Annotated in this window: 17 protein-coding genes; all 17 read left to right on the plus strand. The window is 29.6% G+C overall.

Features of this window, described 5'->3' with window-relative positions:
- The 17 genes from AC23MC_RS04275 (at window position 1) to AC23MC_RS04355 (ending at window position 18944) form a co-directional block, all read left to right on the plus strand.
- Complete coding sequence (locus AC23MC_RS04275; protein ID WP_487567179.1) at window positions 1–1302, plus strand: ABC transporter ATP-binding protein; 1302 nt, start codon at window positions 1–3, stop codon at window positions 1300–1302.
- On the plus strand, window positions 1292–2050 hold the full coding sequence (locus AC23MC_RS04280; protein WP_487567180.1) for a cytidylyltransferase domain-containing protein: 759 nt from the start codon (window positions 1292–1294) through the stop codon (window positions 2048–2050). Before AC23MC_RS04275 ends, AC23MC_RS04280 begins: the two co-directional genes overlap by 11 nt.
- Window positions 2047–3081: an N-acetylneuraminate synthase family protein gene (locus AC23MC_RS04285; RefSeq protein ID WP_487567181.1), complete on the plus strand. Its 1035-nt coding sequence runs from the start codon at window positions 2047–2049 to the stop codon at window positions 3079–3081. The genes AC23MC_RS04280 and AC23MC_RS04285 overlap by 4 nt, the downstream gene beginning before the upstream one ends.
- 1 nt (window position 3082) lies before the next feature.
- The gene (locus tag AC23MC_RS04290; protein ID WP_291096190.1) at window positions 3083–3832 is read left to right on the plus strand and encodes a crotonobetainyl-CoA--carnitine CoA-transferase; all 750 of its coding nucleotides are present in this window, start codon (window positions 3083–3085) and stop codon (window positions 3830–3832) included.
- Window positions 3829–4326, plus strand: coding sequence for a KdsC family phosphatase (locus tag AC23MC_RS04295; protein ID WP_487567182.1), 498 nt, complete (start codon window positions 3829–3831; stop codon window positions 4324–4326). Before AC23MC_RS04290 ends, AC23MC_RS04295 begins: the two co-directional genes overlap by 4 nt.
- A complete protein-coding gene (locus AC23MC_RS04300; protein WP_487567183.1) occupies window positions 4323–5771 on the plus strand; it encodes a hypothetical protein in 1449 nt (482 codons plus the stop codon). The genes AC23MC_RS04295 and AC23MC_RS04300 overlap by 4 nt, the downstream gene beginning before the upstream one ends.
- Window positions 5772–5773: 2 nt before the next feature.
- Entirely contained in the window at window positions 5774–6559 is a 786-nt protein-coding gene (locus AC23MC_RS04305) for a CatB-related O-acetyltransferase (RefSeq protein WP_487567184.1), read from the plus strand.
- The gene (locus AC23MC_RS04310) at window positions 6552–7526 is read left to right on the plus strand and encodes a glycosyltransferase family 2 protein (protein ID WP_487567185.1); all 975 of its coding nucleotides are present in this window, start codon (window positions 6552–6554) and stop codon (window positions 7524–7526) included. Before AC23MC_RS04305 ends, AC23MC_RS04310 begins: the two co-directional genes overlap by 8 nt.
- Window positions 7519–8460, plus strand: coding sequence for a glycosyltransferase family 2 protein (locus AC23MC_RS04315; protein WP_487567186.1), 942 nt, complete (start codon window positions 7519–7521; stop codon window positions 8458–8460). The genes AC23MC_RS04310 and AC23MC_RS04315 overlap by 8 nt, the downstream gene beginning before the upstream one ends.
- 94 nt (window positions 8461–8554) lie before the next feature.
- On the plus strand, window positions 8555–9805 hold the full coding sequence (locus AC23MC_RS04320; protein WP_487567187.1) for a glycosyltransferase family 4 protein: 1251 nt from the start codon (window positions 8555–8557) through the stop codon (window positions 9803–9805).
- Between the two features lie 302 nt (window positions 9806–10107).
- Window positions 10108–11934 carry an asparagine synthase (glutamine-hydrolyzing) gene (asnB, locus tag AC23MC_RS04325; RefSeq protein WP_487567188.1) on the plus strand — a complete coding sequence of 609 codons (1827 nt, stop codon included), beginning with the start codon at window positions 10108–10110 and terminating at the stop codon, window positions 11932–11934.
- Window positions 11928–12872: a glycosyltransferase family 2 protein gene (locus tag AC23MC_RS04330; protein ID WP_487567189.1), complete on the plus strand. Its 945-nt coding sequence runs from the start codon at window positions 11928–11930 to the stop codon at window positions 12870–12872. Before asnB ends, AC23MC_RS04330 begins: the two co-directional genes overlap by 7 nt.
- Complete coding sequence (locus AC23MC_RS04335) at window positions 12854–13972, plus strand: glycosyltransferase (protein ID WP_487567190.1); 1119 nt, start codon at window positions 12854–12856, stop codon at window positions 13970–13972. Before AC23MC_RS04330 ends, AC23MC_RS04335 begins: the two co-directional genes overlap by 19 nt.
- A gap of 4 nt (window positions 13973–13976) precedes the next feature.
- A complete protein-coding gene (locus AC23MC_RS04340; RefSeq protein WP_487567191.1) occupies window positions 13977–15356 on the plus strand; it encodes an asparagine synthase-related protein in 1380 nt (459 codons plus the stop codon).
- A 23-nt stretch (window positions 15357–15379) separates the two neighbouring features.
- Window positions 15380–16564, plus strand: coding sequence for a glycosyltransferase (locus tag AC23MC_RS04345; protein ID WP_487567192.1), 1185 nt, complete (start codon window positions 15380–15382; stop codon window positions 16562–16564).
- 33 nt (window positions 16565–16597) lie between these two features.
- Window positions 16598–17926: a glycosyltransferase family 2 protein gene (locus AC23MC_RS04350; RefSeq protein ID WP_487567193.1), complete on the plus strand. Its 1329-nt coding sequence runs from the start codon at window positions 16598–16600 to the stop codon at window positions 17924–17926.
- Between the two features lie 19 nt (window positions 17927–17945).
- Window positions 17946–18944: a hypothetical protein gene (locus AC23MC_RS04355; protein WP_487567194.1), complete on the plus strand. Its 999-nt coding sequence runs from the start codon at window positions 17946–17948 to the stop codon at window positions 18942–18944.
- Window positions 18945–18982: the final 38 nt, after the last annotated feature.

Raw genomic sequence — 18982 nt, forward strand, 5'->3', positions numbered from 1 at the left:
ATGAGTGATATAATATTAAAAGTCGAAAATCTTTCAAAACAATACCGGCTTGGAAAAATAGGAACCGGAACGCTAAGTCACGACCTAAATCGATGGTGGCACACAGTTAGAGGTAAAGAAGATCCCTATTTAAAAGTGGGCGAGGTTAACGATAGAAGTTCCAAAGGAAACAATCAATATGTTTGGGCATTAAAAGACATTAATTTTGAAGTTCAAAAAGGTGACGTTTTAGGAATTATTGGAAAGAATGGTGCAGGAAAATCAACCTTATTAAAAATTCTGTCACGAGTAACTTCTCCAACAGTTGGAAGTGTTAAAACAAAAGGCAGAATTGCAAGTTTGTTAGAAGTAGGAACAGGTTTTCATCCGGAAATGACAGGAAGAGAAAATATATTTCTAAATGGTGCCATTTTAGGAATGACCAAAAAGGAAATAGCATCCAAATTAGATGAAATTATTGAGTTTTCAGGTTGTGAAAGATATATAGATACTCCTGTAAAAAGATATAGTAGCGGAATGACAGTTCGGTTGGCTTTTGCAGTAGCAGCTCACCTTGAACCAGAAATATTAGTTGTTGATGAAGTTTTGGCTGTTGGTGATGCCGAGTTTCAAAAGAAAGCTATCGGTAAAATGCAAGATATTTCCAAAACAGACGGAAGAACCGTATTGTTTGTTAGTCATAATATGGCAGCTGTTAAAAGTCTATGTACAAAAGGAATTGTTTTAGAAAATGGCGGGATAACTTTTAGCGGATCAAGCGATGAATCCATTAATTATTATTTAGAAAATTCATATAAAAAAAGCGAAATAAAATTAAGTGATAGAATAGACAGAAAAGGAAATAGAAAACTAACAGTTAAAGAAATTTATGTAAAAAACAAAGACGGAGTAATTGTTGGTGAAATGCACAGTGGAGAGTATTATAAAATCATTTTTGAGTTTGAAAAGGAAAAGGAAATAGATCCAAAACAATTAACAATTGTTCTTCAATTTAAAAATGAAAATGATGAATTGGTTACAACAATTGCTACTGATGAATTGGGAACTAAGTTTCTTGAAATAAAAAATGAAGGTACTCTTGAAGTAGAAATTCCTCGATTACAGTTCAGAGAGGGAAGATATTCTCTACAGTATATGATTAGTGAAAAATTATCATTTAACACGCCGCATCAAACAATTGATTATTTACAAGATGCTTTTACCTTGACTGTTATTCGTGGTGATTATTGGAGTTCAGGGGTGCTAAACAGACCTAAGGGATTTATTCAAGAAGCAACTATTTCAATCGTAAATGAAAAATAATAATTTGACTTTTTTCATCCAAGCCAGAATGAAATCATCCAGACTTCCTGGAAAAGTTTTATTAAATTTTGATGAACAAGATTCTATTTTATCAATAATTGTTTCAAAATTAAAATTAAATTTCCCCCAAATTCCAATTGTGCTATGCACATCAAATGTAGAAGAAGACGATTTGATTGAAGCGTTTTGTAGCCAAAACCAAATTCAGTGCTTTCGCGGAAGTGAAACAAATGTGTTAAATAGGTTCATAAAAGCGGCTCAAAATTATGAGTCAGAAACTATTATTAGAATTTGTGCAGATAATCCTTTTCTTGATGTGATTTTTTTAAAAGAATTAATCGATTTTTATCAGAATAATCTAAATGCAGATTATTGGAGCTTTAAAAATAGAGAAGGAACGCCGGTTATTAAAACACACTTTGGACTTTTTGCAGAAATAACAACAATTGAGGCTTTAAAAAAAGTGGAAGCTACAACAAATGATAATTTATATTTGGAACACGTTACAAATTTTATCTACACCAATTCTAACTTTAAATGCCTATTTAAAACCTTACCAAATTATTTAATAAATAGAGAAGATTTACGATTTACTATAGATGATAAAGAAGATTTTATAAATTTACAAAAAGTATATTCAATTTATAAACAAAACTCTTTTTCAATTGAAGAGACAATTCAGTTTTTAGATAGTAACAATGACTATCTGGAGAAAATGAAAATTAATATAAAAAAGTATTCCAAATGACCTATATTATTGGTGAAATAGGACAAAATCATAATGGCTCTGTTGATTTGGCAAAATTAATCATCGAACTAATTTCAAGAGAAATTAAAGACGATGTGTTTGGCAATATTCTAAAAGGTATGGACGCCGTGAAACTTACCAAAAGAGATTTGAAACAAGAATTGTCACAATCTCAAATGGATAAAATATATGATTCTCCTCATTCTTTTGGAAAGACCTATGGTGAACATCGCCAAAAACTTGAGCTCACAGACGAGGAGCATTTTGAGGTATATAAATATGCAAAATCAAAAGGGTTAGATTTTGTAGAAACCCTTTGTGCAATTGGTTGTTTGTCTTTGTTGAATTATTTTAGTCCTGATAAATTAAAAGTTGCCAGTCGAGATTTAACAAATTTACCTTTGCTAGCAGCTTTGGCAGAAACAAAAATTCCTATAATTGTTTCAACCGGAATGGCCGGAAAAAAAGAGTTAGATGACGCCATTGAAACAATCACAAGGTATCATTCAAACATATCAATTCTACATTGTGTTTCTCAATATCCAACAGAGCCAAAAAACGTAAATCTTAATACTATAACTTATCTTTTAAAAAACTATAAGGATTTTGTGATAGGTTATTCAGACCATACAATCGGAATTTCAACACCGGTGGCAGCAGTTGCTATGGGTGCCAAAGTCATCGAAAAGCACATTACACTCGACAGAAGAATGAAAGGCACGGATCAAGCTGGTTCGTTAGGTCCTGATGGCGTTCATAGAATGGTGCGTGATATTAGAATTTTAGATCAATCTATGGGAGTAGAAGATATTTTTATTGTGAAAGATACCGAAACAGCAAAAATAAAATTAGAACGTTCTATCGCAACTAAGCGAAATATGCAAGTTGGTGAAATTATCACAGAAAACGACATACATATGCTTTCTCCGGGTGATGGATTTAAATGGTCGGAAAAAAATGAAATTTTAGGAAGAAAATTGATTAGTTCAGTTTCGGAAAACGAAGTTATTTACAAACATTATTTAGATTAAAATGGGAATAGAAATCAAAACAATTGCCTCTACTAATGAATTAGATAAGCGAAACAATTTTCTTGAGTTATATAAAAATGCACCTATTCCGGATAATGAAAAATTATCTAATACAGGCTTGTTTGTTAAGCGTCAAGATTTAACAAAGCAATTGTTTTTAAATGATTTGTACACCAAAATAGTAAACACGCACGGTGTGATTATGGAATTTGGAGTGAGATGGGGACAAAATCTCGTTACTTTAAATAATTTGAGAGGAATACATGAACCCTATAATTACAGTAGAAAAATTATAGGTTTTGATACTTTTCAAGGCTTTGCAGAGGTGGATAAAAAAGATGGTGATCACAGTATTATAAAAAAAGGTGCTTTTTCTGTAACTGAAAATTATGAAGAATACCTAGCTGCTGTTTTAGAATATCATGAAAGTGAATGCCCTTTAGCACATATTAAAAAAAATACGCTTGTTAAAGGAAATGCACCGGTTGTTCTACAGAAATACTTAGATGAACATCCGGAAACAATTATTGCTTTTGCTTATTTTGATTTTGATGTGTATGAACCTACTAAAAAATGCTTAGAAATTATTAAGCCGTACTTAACAAAAGGAGCAATTATTGGTTTTGATGAATTAAATGACCCACAATTTCCCGGTGAAACAGTTGCATTAAGAGAAGTTTTTGGAACTGAAAATATTTCGATTCAACGAAGTAAATACAGCGGAATTCAATCTTTTATGATTTATCAATGAAATTACCAAAACTAATACTAACAGACATTGATGGCGTTTGGACGGATGGCGGAATGTTCTACGACCAAACAGGAAATGAATGGAAAAAATTCAATACTTCTGATAGTGCCGGCGTTTTGTTTTGTAAAAAATTGAATATTCCTGTTGGAATTATAACTGGAGAAACAACAGAAATTGTTAAGCGAAGAGCAGAAAAACTTAAAATAGATTACCTTTTTCAAGGGATAACAACCAAACTTCCGGTTGCCATATCGCTTTGTGAAAAATTAAATATTTCCTTGGATGAAGTTGCCTACATTGGTGATGATTTAGGTGATATTGCATTACTAAAAGCAGTAGGAATAAGTGCTGCTCCAAACAATGCACCAACCTACATAAAAGAAATCGTAAAATTTAGTACTCAAAAAAATGGGGGAGATGGAGCTTTTAGAGAATTTGTAGAAACAATTATCGGACAAGAAAGACTAAAGAATATTTTGCAAGACTTTGAATGAAAAACAGAGAGGATATAAAAAACTACATACTGAGCATTGAACAACAATTTCCTGTTGATTCATGGAAAGTCAATCATCTTGCAATTTGGCCAATTCTCAGAATAAAGTTGTTTTTCTATTTAATTAATGTTGTTGAAGCCGGAAATAAAGTTCAAATTAAAAAAGTAAAAAAACTATCAATTCCTCAAAAACTTAAAGCAAAGCTAAAAAAACTGGATTCCGTTGTTCACTATTTTTTTTGGCTTAGAAAGTTGCCTTCAAAAAAATATTTGTTTGTTGGAGCAGACGCTCATCGGGTAAATTTTAAATCAAAGCGATTTAATCGTTATTTCGACATATTAATTGATAAATATCGAATTGAAAAAGATTCACTATATTTTGAATATGGTCCCGATACTAAAAATCAATTTAATTCTAACTTAATTTATACTTTCAATAAAGCTTTGAAAGGATATCTATTATTAAAAAAAAGCTCTCCAATTAAAACACAATTTTCAGGAAATCAATTTGATGATTTTTTGAATTTCCTTAATCAAGAAAGTTTTAATCAGAATTTCTTACGAACTCACACTAAATTATATTTCGAAAAATGGGCATCTGAAACTTTTTTCCCTAAGGTAAATTTTTTTACAAAAACGCTTGAAAAAATAAAACCTACTCAAATTATGATTTTATGTTACTATATAGAAGATAATTTTGCATTAATTGTAGCAGCAAATCAATTGGGAATAAAGACAATCGAAATGCAGCATGGTCCACAAACAGACATTCATTTAAGTTATGGAAGTTGGACCAAAATTCCATCAGAAGGTTATTCCATGATACCAAACGTTTTTTGGAGTTGGGATGAATACAGTGAAAAGGTGTTGAATAAATGGATTAAAAACAACACCAATTATTCGGTGATCAATATCGGAAATCCTTGGGTTGATTATTGGAAAACGGCAAATTCTGATTATGAATATAAAGATTATATTTTCTACAGTCTTCAACCTAATCCAATTACAATTGAACAATTATTTCCCGAACCAATTTTAAATTTTATAAAAAACCAACCTTATCAATGGTTTATTCGATTGCATCCAAGACAAATGCATGATCTTCAAAACATTAAAAACTACTTAAAAAACCATAATGTTTTACATTTAGTAAATATTGAACAAGCAACAAATGATGCGTTGCCACAACTGCTAATTAAATCGGCCATTCATATTACTCATTCATCCGGTTCAGCTTTGGAAGCTTCATTTTTAAATGTTTTTACTGTTTTGATAAATGAAATTGGTCATTTGTCTTTTCCGGAATTAATTTCTTCACAAAAGGCTGTATATTTGAATCCTGATGATTCTGATTTTCAACAAAAATTGACCATTATAATCCAACAGAAAAAGAATATACCAAGAGATATAAATTTAACTTCTTTTCAAGAAAATTTATTTACATAAGAATGAGCTTCTTTAATCAAATTTTATTAAAAATTAAAAATCGTTTAGATAAAGTAAACACATTAAGTTCTGGAGTAAAAATTCCAAATAAAGCTATTGTTGTAGGTTCTAATTTAAAAGGAAAGATTGAACTTTCTGATGATAGTATTGTAGCGTCTAGTAATTTAAAAGGTAAAATTCATATCGGAGTTAACACTAAAATTACAGACAGTATTTTGAAAGGGGAAATTTTAATTGGCGATAATAACAAAATTCAAGGAGCAACACTTTTGGGAAAAATTAAAACCGGTAATTTCACATCATTATGGGGACCCAACTTAGACATTTATTCTGATCAAGAAGCAGGGGTTGAAATTGGAAATTTTTGTTCCATTGCCCGTAACGTAAGTTTTCAAACCTTTAATCACAATTTTAAAAAACCAACTAGCTACTTTATTGGACAAAATTTTTTTAATGAAAAATGGGAAAACGAAAAAGTTTATAAAGGAGATATTGTTTTAGAGAATGATGTTTGGATTGGTGCTCACTCTGTCATTTTAGGTGGAATAACAATTCAAAATGGGGCAGTAGTAGCAGCTAATAGTGTTGTAACAAAAGATGTTCCTCCCTTTGCAATTGTAGCAGGAAGTCCAGCAAAAATTATAGGTTACCGATTTGAACCACATATGATTAGTACACTTCAAGAGTTAGCCTGGTGGAATTGGTCTTCTGATAAAATTAAAAAAAACAAATCGTTTTTTGAAAATGAATTGACAGAAACTGTATTAAATACTATTATTCATGAATAATGCATTGATTTCAATAATTATTCCAACCTACAACAGAGCACATTTAATTAGTGATACGTTACAAAGTGTTTTATCACAGACTTATGCAAACTGGGAATGTTTAGTTATTGATGATGGTTCTACCGATGAAACAGAAAAAGTGGTTGCTGAATTTTGCAAAAAAGACCAACGATTCAAATTTTATAAAAGACCTGATTCCATGTTAAAAGGAGCAAATTCATGCAGAAACTATGGTTTTGAATTAAGTTCTGGAGAATTCGTCAATTGGTTTGATAGTGATGATATGATGTTGGAAGATTTTTTAGAAAAAAAGATGTATGCATTTACTCCAGACATTCAATTTGTAATAGCTTCGGGTTATTATTGGAATCCTACTGATGATTCCAAAACTATTTTACAAATGGAACAAACAAATAATTTGTATGCCGATTTTGCAATGTGGAAGTTAAAAATTTTGACTCCATCTGTTTTGTTTAGAAAAAGCTTCTTACTAAATAAAGAGTTATTTAATACGGAAATGAAAAGAGGGCAAGAAGCAGAATATTTCACCCGATTATTTTTTGATTGTGTTGCATCCGATTACAAAATAATTCCTGAATTCGGATTTCTTTACCGACAACATGAGGATACAAAATCATCTAAAAATGAACTTTATAATAAAGGTTACAAAGAATCATTGTTCTTTTTTTTATTTGAAAATTTTAAAAGAAGCGAGCAAATAAAATCAACTGAATTATTAGATTTTTTTTATGATAAACTTATAAAATTAACCATTTCAAGTAACGAAAATAATCACAAAGAAGTAACTTTATCAATCATTAATGAGTTTTTTCCAAAATTATTGAAATACGATAAGTTAAAAGCAACAGAATTAATTTTATTGGGACGATTGATGTATTATTTTAAAAAATCGCCACAAGTACTACGAAATAGATGGCTAAAATTCAGATTTAATTGGAATGAATGATTTATTATCCATCATAATACCAACGTATAATCGAGCAAATTTAATTAGTAAAACACTCGAGAGTATTCAAAATCAATCCTATAAAAATTTTGAATGTTTAGTTATTGATGATGGTTCTACAGATGAAACAGAAATAGTTCTTCAAAATTTTATCAAGTCAGACCCCCGTTTTCAATTTCACAAAAGACCTTCCAGTAGAAAAAAAGGACCAAATGCCTGCAGAAATTATGGTTTTGAAAATGCCAATGGAAAGTTCATTTATTTTTTTGATAGCGATGATTTTTTGAAACCTCATGCCTTAGAAACCTACCTCAGTAATTTTACAAGTGAAACAGATGGTGTTCTCGCTCAAGTAGAGAGAGTAAATCGCCAAACCGGAATTTTGCAAGACATAAATACAATTGAATCCAACAATTTAATTGAAGATTATTTTACTTATAAAGTTTGTTATTTTGTGTGCGGAATACTTTGGAAGAAAAGCTTTTTAGAGCAACAAGATGAACTTTTTGATGAAACTATTGGTAATCATGACGAATGGGATTTTAACTTAAGAATGATTTATGCTCATCCCAAAATTGTCAAAGTCAAACAAGCCTTAGTGGTCTATTATCAACATGATGAGTCATTTAAAAATGAAGTTAGAAAAGGAAATGATAAAGCAATAAAATCATCTTTTGAAGCAAGATTTAAGCACTTAGATTTACTTATAAATCAAAATCCAAAGAATAAAAATAAATATACTAATCATATTGCAGATTATTATATAAAAACAGTTAGAAATAAACTTCTTTTTGAGCAATCTAATTGGTTTCAATACTATAAGAAAGCGGTTTTTTTGAAGTTTAAAACAAACTCATTTTTGTCTATTGTTAAATTGACTATTGGGGTTATTTCTTTAAAATTATTAGGAAAAGGATATTCTTTTTTTGAATAAACGTTCACTTTTTTAGTAAAAATGTTAAAAGATAGATTTTCATTTGCAATAAAAAGCTATTTTTACACTTAGCTACTATGAATTTATTGGTGTAATGATAAAAAATAAAAAGATTTTAGTAATTGTTACTGTATTTCCATCTACTACAGAGACGTTCATTTTAAATCAAATTACAGATTTAATAGATAGAGGAAATGATATTACTATTTTCACATATAATAAATCAACTGATCAAATTATTCATAAGCTTTTTACAGATTATAATCTTGAAAGTAAGACCATTACCCATTTTAAAAATCAAAAAAGTAAAGGGGAGGTTTTTAAAGAGGGATTTTATTTTTTTAAAAAGTATAGAAAAAATATAGATTTTAAAAAGATATTCTCATTGTTAAATCCACTTGAATTTAGGGTAAATCTAAGAAAACTAAAAATCTACTATGATTTACCTATTTTATTGTTCAAAGAAAGTTTTGACATCGTCCACTGCCATTTTGGATTTAACGGAAAAAAAATGGCAGATGCCTACAAGATTGGAGTTTGTAGTTATCCAAAAGCAATTTTGTCTTTTCATGGGTCTGATTTAACACCTTCCAAAGTTGAACTTTATAAGAATCTGTATAAAGATGTTTTTAACTATTTCAATGCTTTCACAATAAATTCACTCTATTTACAAGATATTTTGGTAAGAGTAAATCCTGATTTAAAGAATTATTTTTTAATCCCGGAAGGTTTTAAAGTGCAAAATTTAGAATCTTATTTACAAATTGAAAAAAAAGATAGTACTACTTTTGATATTGTTTTTTGTGGTAGATTAATCAACTGGAAAGGTCCGGATAGAGCAATCCGAATGGTAAAAAAAATGATCAATTTAGGTTATTCTAACATTCGTTTGCACATCATAGGAAATGGTGAAATGTTGTCTGATTTACAAATGCTCGCAAGTGAATTTGAAATAGACAAGAATGTTATTTTTCACGGTTCTTTAACTCAGCAAAATGTATTTAAAATCATGGCCAGTTCGTCGGTGTTTCTATTACCAGGAATTGCTGAAAAAAACACTCAACGTTCTGAAGCACAAGGATTGGTTTTGCAAGAAGCTCAATATTTTAAATTGCCAGTAATCACATCAAATGTTGGTGGAATAAAATATGGTATGATACCAAATGAAACCGGGTTTTTAATTGAAAGTGAAAACGAAACAGAATTTGTTGAAAAACTGATTTTACTTTATAAAAATGCTGATTTGAGATTGGAAATGGGAGAAAAAGGGCATCAATTTGTGATGAAAGAATTTGAAAGTAAAGTTGTTGGAGAAAAATTGACTAAGGTTTTTTCTTCTTTTTAGGTAAATTTATTCTCTAAAATGAATCTTTTTTAAGTTGATATTTTTGTTAAATTGTCTCAAGAATATTCTCAGTTTTGTTTTTTCAAAATTCTTGAAGAATTCAAATAGAATAAAGAAAAAATCTGTAATTTTATACTCAAACAATTTAGACATGAATTTCTTGTATTAAACTGATTTTAAGAGTTTTAAGTGTGATATTCTTTTTTCTTGCCAAATTTTTCTGTTTTTGTAATCCCTTTGTCGAACTAAAATTGAATTATTTATTTTAGTTTGATTTCTATTTTTAATTTATTTATTATTATATGTGTGGTTTTCTCGTTGATTTTAATGCTCCATCGGTACTTTTAAAACAAGATTTTATTAGCCTACTTTCTAAATCTAATCATCGAGGACCAAACGACCAAGGCTATTGGAGCAACGAAAGTAACATACAAATGGGGTTTAATCGTTTATCTATTTTAGAACTAACAGAAGCTGGTCATCAACCCATGGATAGTTTTAATAAACGATACACACTCGTTTTTAATGGTGAAATCTATAATCATCTTGAACTACGCAAACAATTAGATTTTCAAAAGTTTAGAGGTTCAAGCGATACAGAAACCATAACAGCTTGTTTAGAAGAATGGGGTATCAACAAAACTATACGTTCTTTAGACGGTATGTTTGCCTTGGTGCTATATGATCACTTAACGTCAGAATTGCACTTGGTGAGAGATTTTGCAGGAATTAAACCACTGTTTTATGGAAAGAAAGGGCGACAAGTTGTGGCCGCTAGTCAATATGATCAAGTTCACCTTCATCCAAGTTTTGTAAATGAAGATGTGAATCCAGAGGTTTTAAAATTGTATTTGCAGCAACATTTTGTTCCTGCACCTTTTGGATTATATGAAAATACATATCAGGTATTTCCTGGTGAGCATATCATTTTTTTTCCAGATGGTTCGTCAAAAAATGAGATGTATTGGGAGTTTCCTGGTTTAGGAAGTGATTTAATTACGAATGAAAAAGAGGCTATGCAGTTAATCGAAGAAACTCTTACTTCATGTGTGCAAAATCAATTACTATCAGATGTTCAGGTTGGAGCTTTTTTGTCAGGAGGTGTAGATTCTCCTTTAATTTGTGCAAAAGCTCTATCTTTTTATCCCGGTCTTCGCATGTTTTCAATAGGGTCTGATAGTAAAATTCATGATGAATCAGCTCGTGCAACTTCTTTTGCAAAAGCTATGAATAGCTCACATTCATTATGGAAGTTAACAGCAAATGAAGTACTTCCTTTTTGGAATGAAGTGATGCTTTCGCTTCACGAACCAATGGCAGATTTTAGTATTGTACCTACTTTTTTAGTGTCAAAATTAGCTCGCAAAGAGGTAACCGTTGCATTAAGTGGTGATGGTGGTGATGAGCTGTTTTTTGGTTATGAACGTTTTTGGAGCGTAGGAAAAAATGCAAACTATCAACAATGGCCACCGCTTTTTAAAAAAGCACTATATGGCACAAATAAATACCTATTAAAAACCAAAAAAATAAATAGCAATTTATTAGCTAGTAGTCAAGCTAATTCGCATGAAAATCTACATTCAAGATTTAACAAACATTTGTTGCAGCAAATTGCACCGGATTTAAAAAGTACTTCTTTGCCATCAGAATGGAAAGTGTATTCCTATCCAAACACAAAGGACGAAAGAGAGTTATTGCACGCAATGCAAAAAGCAGAGTTTTATGGTATGATGCAAAAAACCTTGCGAAAAGTAGATTTAGCAAGTATGCAAAACAGTTTGGAAGTACGAGTGCCTTTTTTACAAAAAAAGATGATAGAAACTAGTTTGAGAATTGATCCTTTTTTAAACGGTGGTCAAGGAAAACAAAAGCAATTGCTCAAAAAAATACTGAGTCAACATTTTCCATCAATTCCTGAAGAAACGCAGAAGAAAGGATTTTCCATACCTTTAACCCAATGGATTAGAGAAGACTTAAAGTCAGAGTTCTGTCAAACCTTGTTAGAAAATGATTTATCCAATTGGGGATTTGAAAAAAAGGCAGTTGAGCTATTACTACAAGACCATTTAAAAGGAAAATTGGATGCAAAATGGCCTTTATTTACTTTATACAGTTTAGTAAAATGTTAAGTGTTATTATACCTATTCATAACGGAGAGAAGTATATTCCCGATTTAGTCAGTCATTTAAAGGAAGTGACCTATAAAAATTTTGAAGCTATTTTTATAGATAATAATTCAACAGATAAATCGGTTTTAGTATTGCAAGAGGCTTTAAAAGATGTGCCTTTTTCATCTAAAATTCTTTCTGAAGAAAAGCAAGGTGCAGGTTCTGCCAGAAATACTGGAATTAAAAATGCTAATGGTACTTATCTAGCTTTTTTAGATTGTGATGACAAGATACATTTATCAAAATGGGAAGAAGATATTTCAATTTTTGAAAGTCATAATGTGGATTTTGTATTTTGTAGAACTCAAAAAAATTATGATGACGGAAGAGTTGTTTATAATCCCATTAAAGGTTTTATTGAAGGAGTAAATAACCCACCAGGTTTAGGATACATTTGGTTGAAACATTATTTTTATCTCCAAGGAACTGGTGCTATCATGATAAAAAAAGAAATAGTGGAGCAATTAGGTGGTTTTCATTCAATTAAAACAGGAGAAGATGCATTTTTGTTTATAAGGTTAGGTTTAAAATATACAGGCTATTTTTATAATAAGATTTATTTTTTTTATACAAGGCATTCAAAATCAACTACATCTAATACCAATGCAATCCAAGATGGCACATTATGGTCTTATTTTAATCTTAGAAAAAATTTATATAATGATGCTGTTGTAAAAAATGATTTAGAAGCTTTTAAAACTGTTCGCAAACAATTAAATTATGACGCTCTACTTTTACATCGTTCAGGAAACAGTTTAAATGAAATTTTAAATGATAAACTTTTAAAAGACTTTAAAGTAGATTTTTTGCTTTTCAATCCTATTAGTTTGTTTTTCAATCGATTATTTACCAAAAATAAATATAATCCTTTCTTACAGGTATGGAAAAGAATAAACTAAAAATCCTATTCACAATTCCTAATTTTGATACTGCCGGTAGCGGAAAGGCTCTTCTTAATTTGGCATTAGGACTCAATAAAAATAAATTTGAAGCACATATTTTGTGTTTAAATGAAAAAGGAGAATTTTTTCAAACAGTTAAAAAATCTGGCATTCCAGTACATGTTTTTGATTATTTGCCAAAAGAAAGACCGTTATGGAAGTTGTTCTTTTCATGTTTTGAGGTAGCAAAAAAAATTAAGAAAATTAACCCTGATGTTGTACATAGTTTTCATTATAATGCTAATTATACAGAAGCCATTTCAGTAAGAATGGCAGGTGTACCATGGGTGTTTACAAAGAAAAACATGAATTGGGGAGGAGCTTCAAAAAATAGTTGGAATTTGCGTTCGTTTTTAGCAAATAAGATAGCTGTTCAAAATACTTCCATGCAAACAGAATTTTACCCCAAAAGTTCAAAAACAGTTCTTATTCCTCGTGGTGTATCATTTGAAAAGTTTAAACCTGAAAAACCTTTAACTGAAATAGGAACTTTAACAGATATATCAACCAAAAAAAGAATTATAATTTGTGTTGCTAATTTAGTTCCTGTAAAAAATATAGAAGTTCTTCTATCCGCTTTTGATAGTTTGTCTTCTGATTTTTCAAATTGGGAAGTTTGGATAGCTGGAGATGACAAAAATGAATATGGTTTATTTCTAAAGGAGTTTGTTCGCGAAAAATGTTTAGAAAATCAAATTAAATTTATTGGTAAAATTGGTGATGTTAGACCTTTTTTAAATCAAGCTGAAATTTTTGTTTTACCAAGCAAGAAAGAAGGATCTCCAGTTGCATTTCTTGAGGCAATGGCAAATGGAAAAGTGGTTTTAGGTTCAAATATTCCCGGAATTAGTGACCAATTGTCGGAATTCAAAGAGTTTCTTTTCGAGTCTGGAAATTCGGTGGAACTGAGCACTAAATTGAAAAACTTAATGTCTCTTAGCCCAGAACAACTTGAAGAAATAGGACAAAAATTTAGTCAATATGTTCAAAAAAATTATGATATCTCAATAGAAATACAAAGACATGAAGAATTATACTTATCACTTTTTAAAAAATAAATAAATGAAAGAGATAAAAACCCCTATAATCCCTTTTAAAACTAATTTTGTAGGAGAAAAAAATGAAATTGATTACAAAGCCATTTGTGTTTTTGCCGCTACAGGTTTTTTTCTTGACACTGATTCTTATTATGTTGGTCAGAAAGCTTTACGACCTTCAACAAAATATACCATAACTTCTGATAATCAAACTGTTTTAACTGAAGAAAAATATTTTGAATGGCATTATAGTCCCAAAGAAAGACCTTTTGAACAAGTTGTAATAGAGTTTGCTGCTCTTTTTGAAACAATTATAAATGAACAAGTTCAGGATAAAAAAGTTATTTTACCTCTCTCCGGAGGATTAGACAGTAGAACACAAGCAGCAGCGTTACATTATTTAAAAAAAGATGTTCAAACGTATAGTTATGAATTTGAAAATGGATTAAATGAAACTTATTTTGCTCAAAAAATAGCTAAAGTATGTAATTTTCCATTTGAAAAATGGATAATTCCTAAAGGTTATTTGTGGAAAGATATTGAGAAAATTGCAACCATAAATCAGTGCTACACAGAGTTTACTCATCCACGTCAAGCGGCTGTTTTAGATAAATTTTCAAAAATGGGTGATATTTTTTGTCTGGGTCATTGGGGCGATGTTCTTTTTGATGATATGAAAGTGGATAATCACCTTGAATTTGATGCACAAGTTGATTTAATGTTTAAAAAAGTGTTAAAAAAAGGAGGTTTAAATTTAGGAAAAAAACTGTGGGAATCATGGAGTTTAGAAGGAGATTTTGAAGCCTATCTAAAAGACAGAATACGGATTTTATTAAATAAAATAAACATTCCAGATAATGCAAATGCACAAATTAGAGCTTTCAAAAGTTTGTATTGGGCTCCGCGATGGACAAGCGTAAATCTTGCTTTTTTTGAATCTGAAAAACCCATTGCATTACCTTATTTTGACAACCGAATGTGTGAATTTATTTGTTCGGTTCCAGAACAATATTTAGCAGGAAGACAAATTCAAATTGCGTATCTAAAAATGCGTAATCCCGCTTTAGCAAAAATAGCTTGGCAGGACCACAGACCTTTTAATTTATACAATTATCGATGGAACAAATCTCCGTGGAATTTACCCTATCGTTTATATAAAAAAATAGATAGAGAGTTTATTACCAAAAACAAAGTGGTTAATAATTATGAAAATCAATTTAAAGGTAGTGATAATGACAGTAATTTAAAGTTTTGGCTTTTTCAAAATAAAGATTTTCAAAATTTTATAGATCCAGTTATAGTACAAAATGTTTATAAACAATTTAAAGAGAAGAATGAATTAAAATATTCTCATCCTCTGAGTACCCTGTTGACATTGTCTTTGTTTTCTAAAATCAAAAATTAAAATAAATATACTAAATTTGGAAAGTGATAACTAAACAAAACAAACTTCAAATAGGATTAGTACTTCCAAATATACCTGCTTATTCTGAAACTTTTTTTAATTCAAAAATAAAAGGTCTTCAGGAAAATGGGTTCGAGGTTATTATATTTTCAAAAGGCAAATTAAAGAGTAAGCATTCGTCTTGCAAAACTGTATTTGCCCCCGATTTTTCAATAAAATTAACTCTTATATCAGAGTTATTTAAAATTTTTAAAAACTGTTTATTCAACTTAAAACCAGTTTTAAAACTATATAAATTGAACAAAAAAGATCAATTTTCATCGAAAAGTGCATATAAAAATGTATTGATAAATAGTTATATTTTACCCTATAAATTAGATTGGTTACACTTTGGTTTTGGTACAATGGCCTTGCAGAGCGAAAACGTGGCAGAAGCAATTGGAGCAAAAATGGCAGTAAGTTTTCGCGGATTTGATTTTTACGTTTATCCTATAAAATTTCAAAATTGTTATAAGCAGCTTTTTTCTAAAAAAGTTAAGTATCATCTGCTTTCTAATGCCATGAAAGAAGAGTTAATTAAGCATGGTATTTTGCCAGAAATGATTCATAAAATAGCACCGGCCATAGATTGTGAATTCTTTAAAAATCAAACCAATTATCAAGAGAGTTCTCAAATACAATTTATAACAGTTAGTCGTTTGCATTGGATAAAAGGATTAGAATATACCTTAGAAGCATTTTCAATCTTAAAAAATAATAATATTCTTTTTCATTACACAATTGTGGGCGATGGTGCAGAAAAAGAAAAGCTTATGTTTATGGTGCAACAATTAGGACTTACAGAATGTGTAAGTTTTATTGGTAACATTTCTCACGATGAGGTGAAAAGTAATTTAGAAAAAAGTAGTTATTACCTTCAATATAGTTTGCAAGAGGGTTTTTGTAATGCAGTTTTAGAAGCACAATCCATGGGACTTTTGTGCATTGTGAGTGACGCTGATGGATTGAAAGAAAATGTTTTAAACAATCAAACTGGTTGGGTTGTTTCCAAAAGAAATCCGTCTTTATTAGCTCAAAAAATAACAGAAGTAATTAATTTAAATGAAAATGAAAAATTAAAAATTAAAGAAAATGCAATGCTAAGAGTGAAAAAAGAGTTTAATTTAGCCAATCAAAATAAATCATTTAAATCATTTTATTTAGATTAATTTTTTAAATGCTATTACAATAGAAATGATAATATGATTTTTAATTTTCTAAAATATACTCAACCAATTTGGTATTTTAATCTGAGGTCTTCAACAGATTTTGGTTATTTTCCAACAGAAGAACAATTGATTAACGCAGGTTACAAACTAAAAAAAGACACTCGATTTATATCAAAGGAAAGTGAACAACGTGACATAGCTTGGGCAGCATTCCAGTCTGGGTTTATCAACAAAAATGATGAATCAGGTATGAATGTTTGGAGTAAAATCGATCTGCCAATTGAGGATGAATATTTATTTCTTAAAAAAAATAGTCACAAAGCCTGGGTAATTTATGTTCTTTTAATTAGGATAATAACATTCCATAATCCTATTAAAGAAATAGTGGCTTTTTTAAAACATAAAAATGTTAAACGCCAAGATTATTCTAAACAAGTTTTTGAATATCCTGATTATGATAGCTTTCAAAGCAATTTGATAATTTCAAATCCATTAGTTTCTGTTGTAATTCCAACATTAAATCGATATCAATATTTAAAAGATGTTTTTAAAGATTTAGAAAATCAGAGTTATAAAAATTTTGAAGTAATTGTTGTAGATCAAACAGATAATTTTAATGAAGAATTTTATAAAGGTTGGAATTTTGATTTGAAATATTGGTTTCAGCCGGAAAAAGCTTTGTGGAAAGCACGAAACGAAGCCATAAAATCGGCAAAAGGCGATTTAATTTTATTATATGATGATGACTCTTTAGTAGAGCAAAACTGGATTGAAGAACATTTAAAATGTTTAGATTATTTTAATGCAGATTTATCTTCCGGAGTTTCAATTAGTGTAGTTGGTGCAGAAGTTCCCAAAAATTACAGTTATTTTAAGTGGAGTGAACAATTGGATACAGGAAATGTTTTAATTAAAAAAGAAATATTTTATAAGATAGGTTTTTTTGATTTACAGTTTGAAAAACAACGAATGGGTGATGGCGAATATGGATTGCGTTGTTATTTGAATGGATACAAAAACATATCAAACTATAAAGCAAAACGAATTCATTTAAAAGTGAGTGAAGGTGGCCTAAGACAGATGGGAAGCTGGGATGCTTGGCGACCAAAAAAAATATTTGGACCACGACCAGTGCCAAGTGTTTTATATTTATCAAGAAAGTATTTTGGTAATGCAAATTCAATATACATGGTTATACCAGCCGTATTTCCCTCATTAATTCCTTATAGATATAAAGGAAACAGAATTTTGAAATTTATTTCATTATTTTTTATTCCACTTCTTTTGCCTTTGGTTGTGGCACAGGTTTTACTTTCATGGAAAGCATCAGGAGAGAAGTTAAAAATTGGATTTTTAAGATAATTTAGAAATACTAATGATTATGAAAGTTATTCACGTTTTTATTAGTTCTTATACATCTCACTTAAATCAAATTTTATACTCATTAGTTGATTATACTTCAAATAATAAGCAAAAGCTCTCTATTATTTATGATAAAGAAGTTAAACACAATTGTGTTAGAATTGAAAACAATGGAATCACCTATTTGTTAGACTATTCTGATGATTATCTTTTTATAGACAACCCCTCTAATTATGATTTTTATTTCAAAAGATCTTTGCAGGAAAAGTCAGTAGGAAATACTATTAAACCTTTAAATTTTCAAGTAAATATCGCAACTAATCCTTTGAAACTTTTTGCTCTTTTGCCAAAGGATATTAATTTTATAAAGAATAATAAAGTTGAAATAGCTAGAATGTTTGATTTTTTTGGCTTACTGAATATGGGGCATTATGCTATGATTTACAATGATATTATAAAGTTTAGAGAAGTAAAAACAGATGGAAAAATAATATTCTATACACGATTATGGGATCCAGATAACAACAATAATGCAGAAGAAAAAGAAAGAAGGAAGATTCAAAATGATTTCAGAATTGAAGCATGCAATAGTATAAAATCTAATTTTAAAAACTCAACTGTAGGAATTTTTGATTCAAAATTAGCACGAGAAATTTGCCCAAAATTGATATTTCCCAATAAAATAATTTCAAAAAGACAGTATTTTAAAGAATTGTCAACTTCGTCTATATGCATTGCAGATGATGGATTAAAAGATACACCAGGCTGGAAAATAGGGGAGTATGCATTATTTGGAAAGAGTATAATTTCTACACCTTTAAATGTTGTCATCGAAGGATTTAATGAAAATGAGAATTACTTGAAATTATCTAGTCGCAAATCATTTCTTGAAATACCAGAAAAAATTGAGCAACTTCTTGTAAACGATTTTCACTTAAAAATGTCTAAAAACAATATAAGTTGGAGCGAAAAGTTTATAAATCCTATCAACTATATAAAAAGAATACTTGAAGAATAAAAAACATAAAATCATTTTCCAAAAAAGAAATCTTTTTC

The sequence above is a fragment of the Flavobacterium sp. T50_26 genome, from assembly GCF_057652995.1.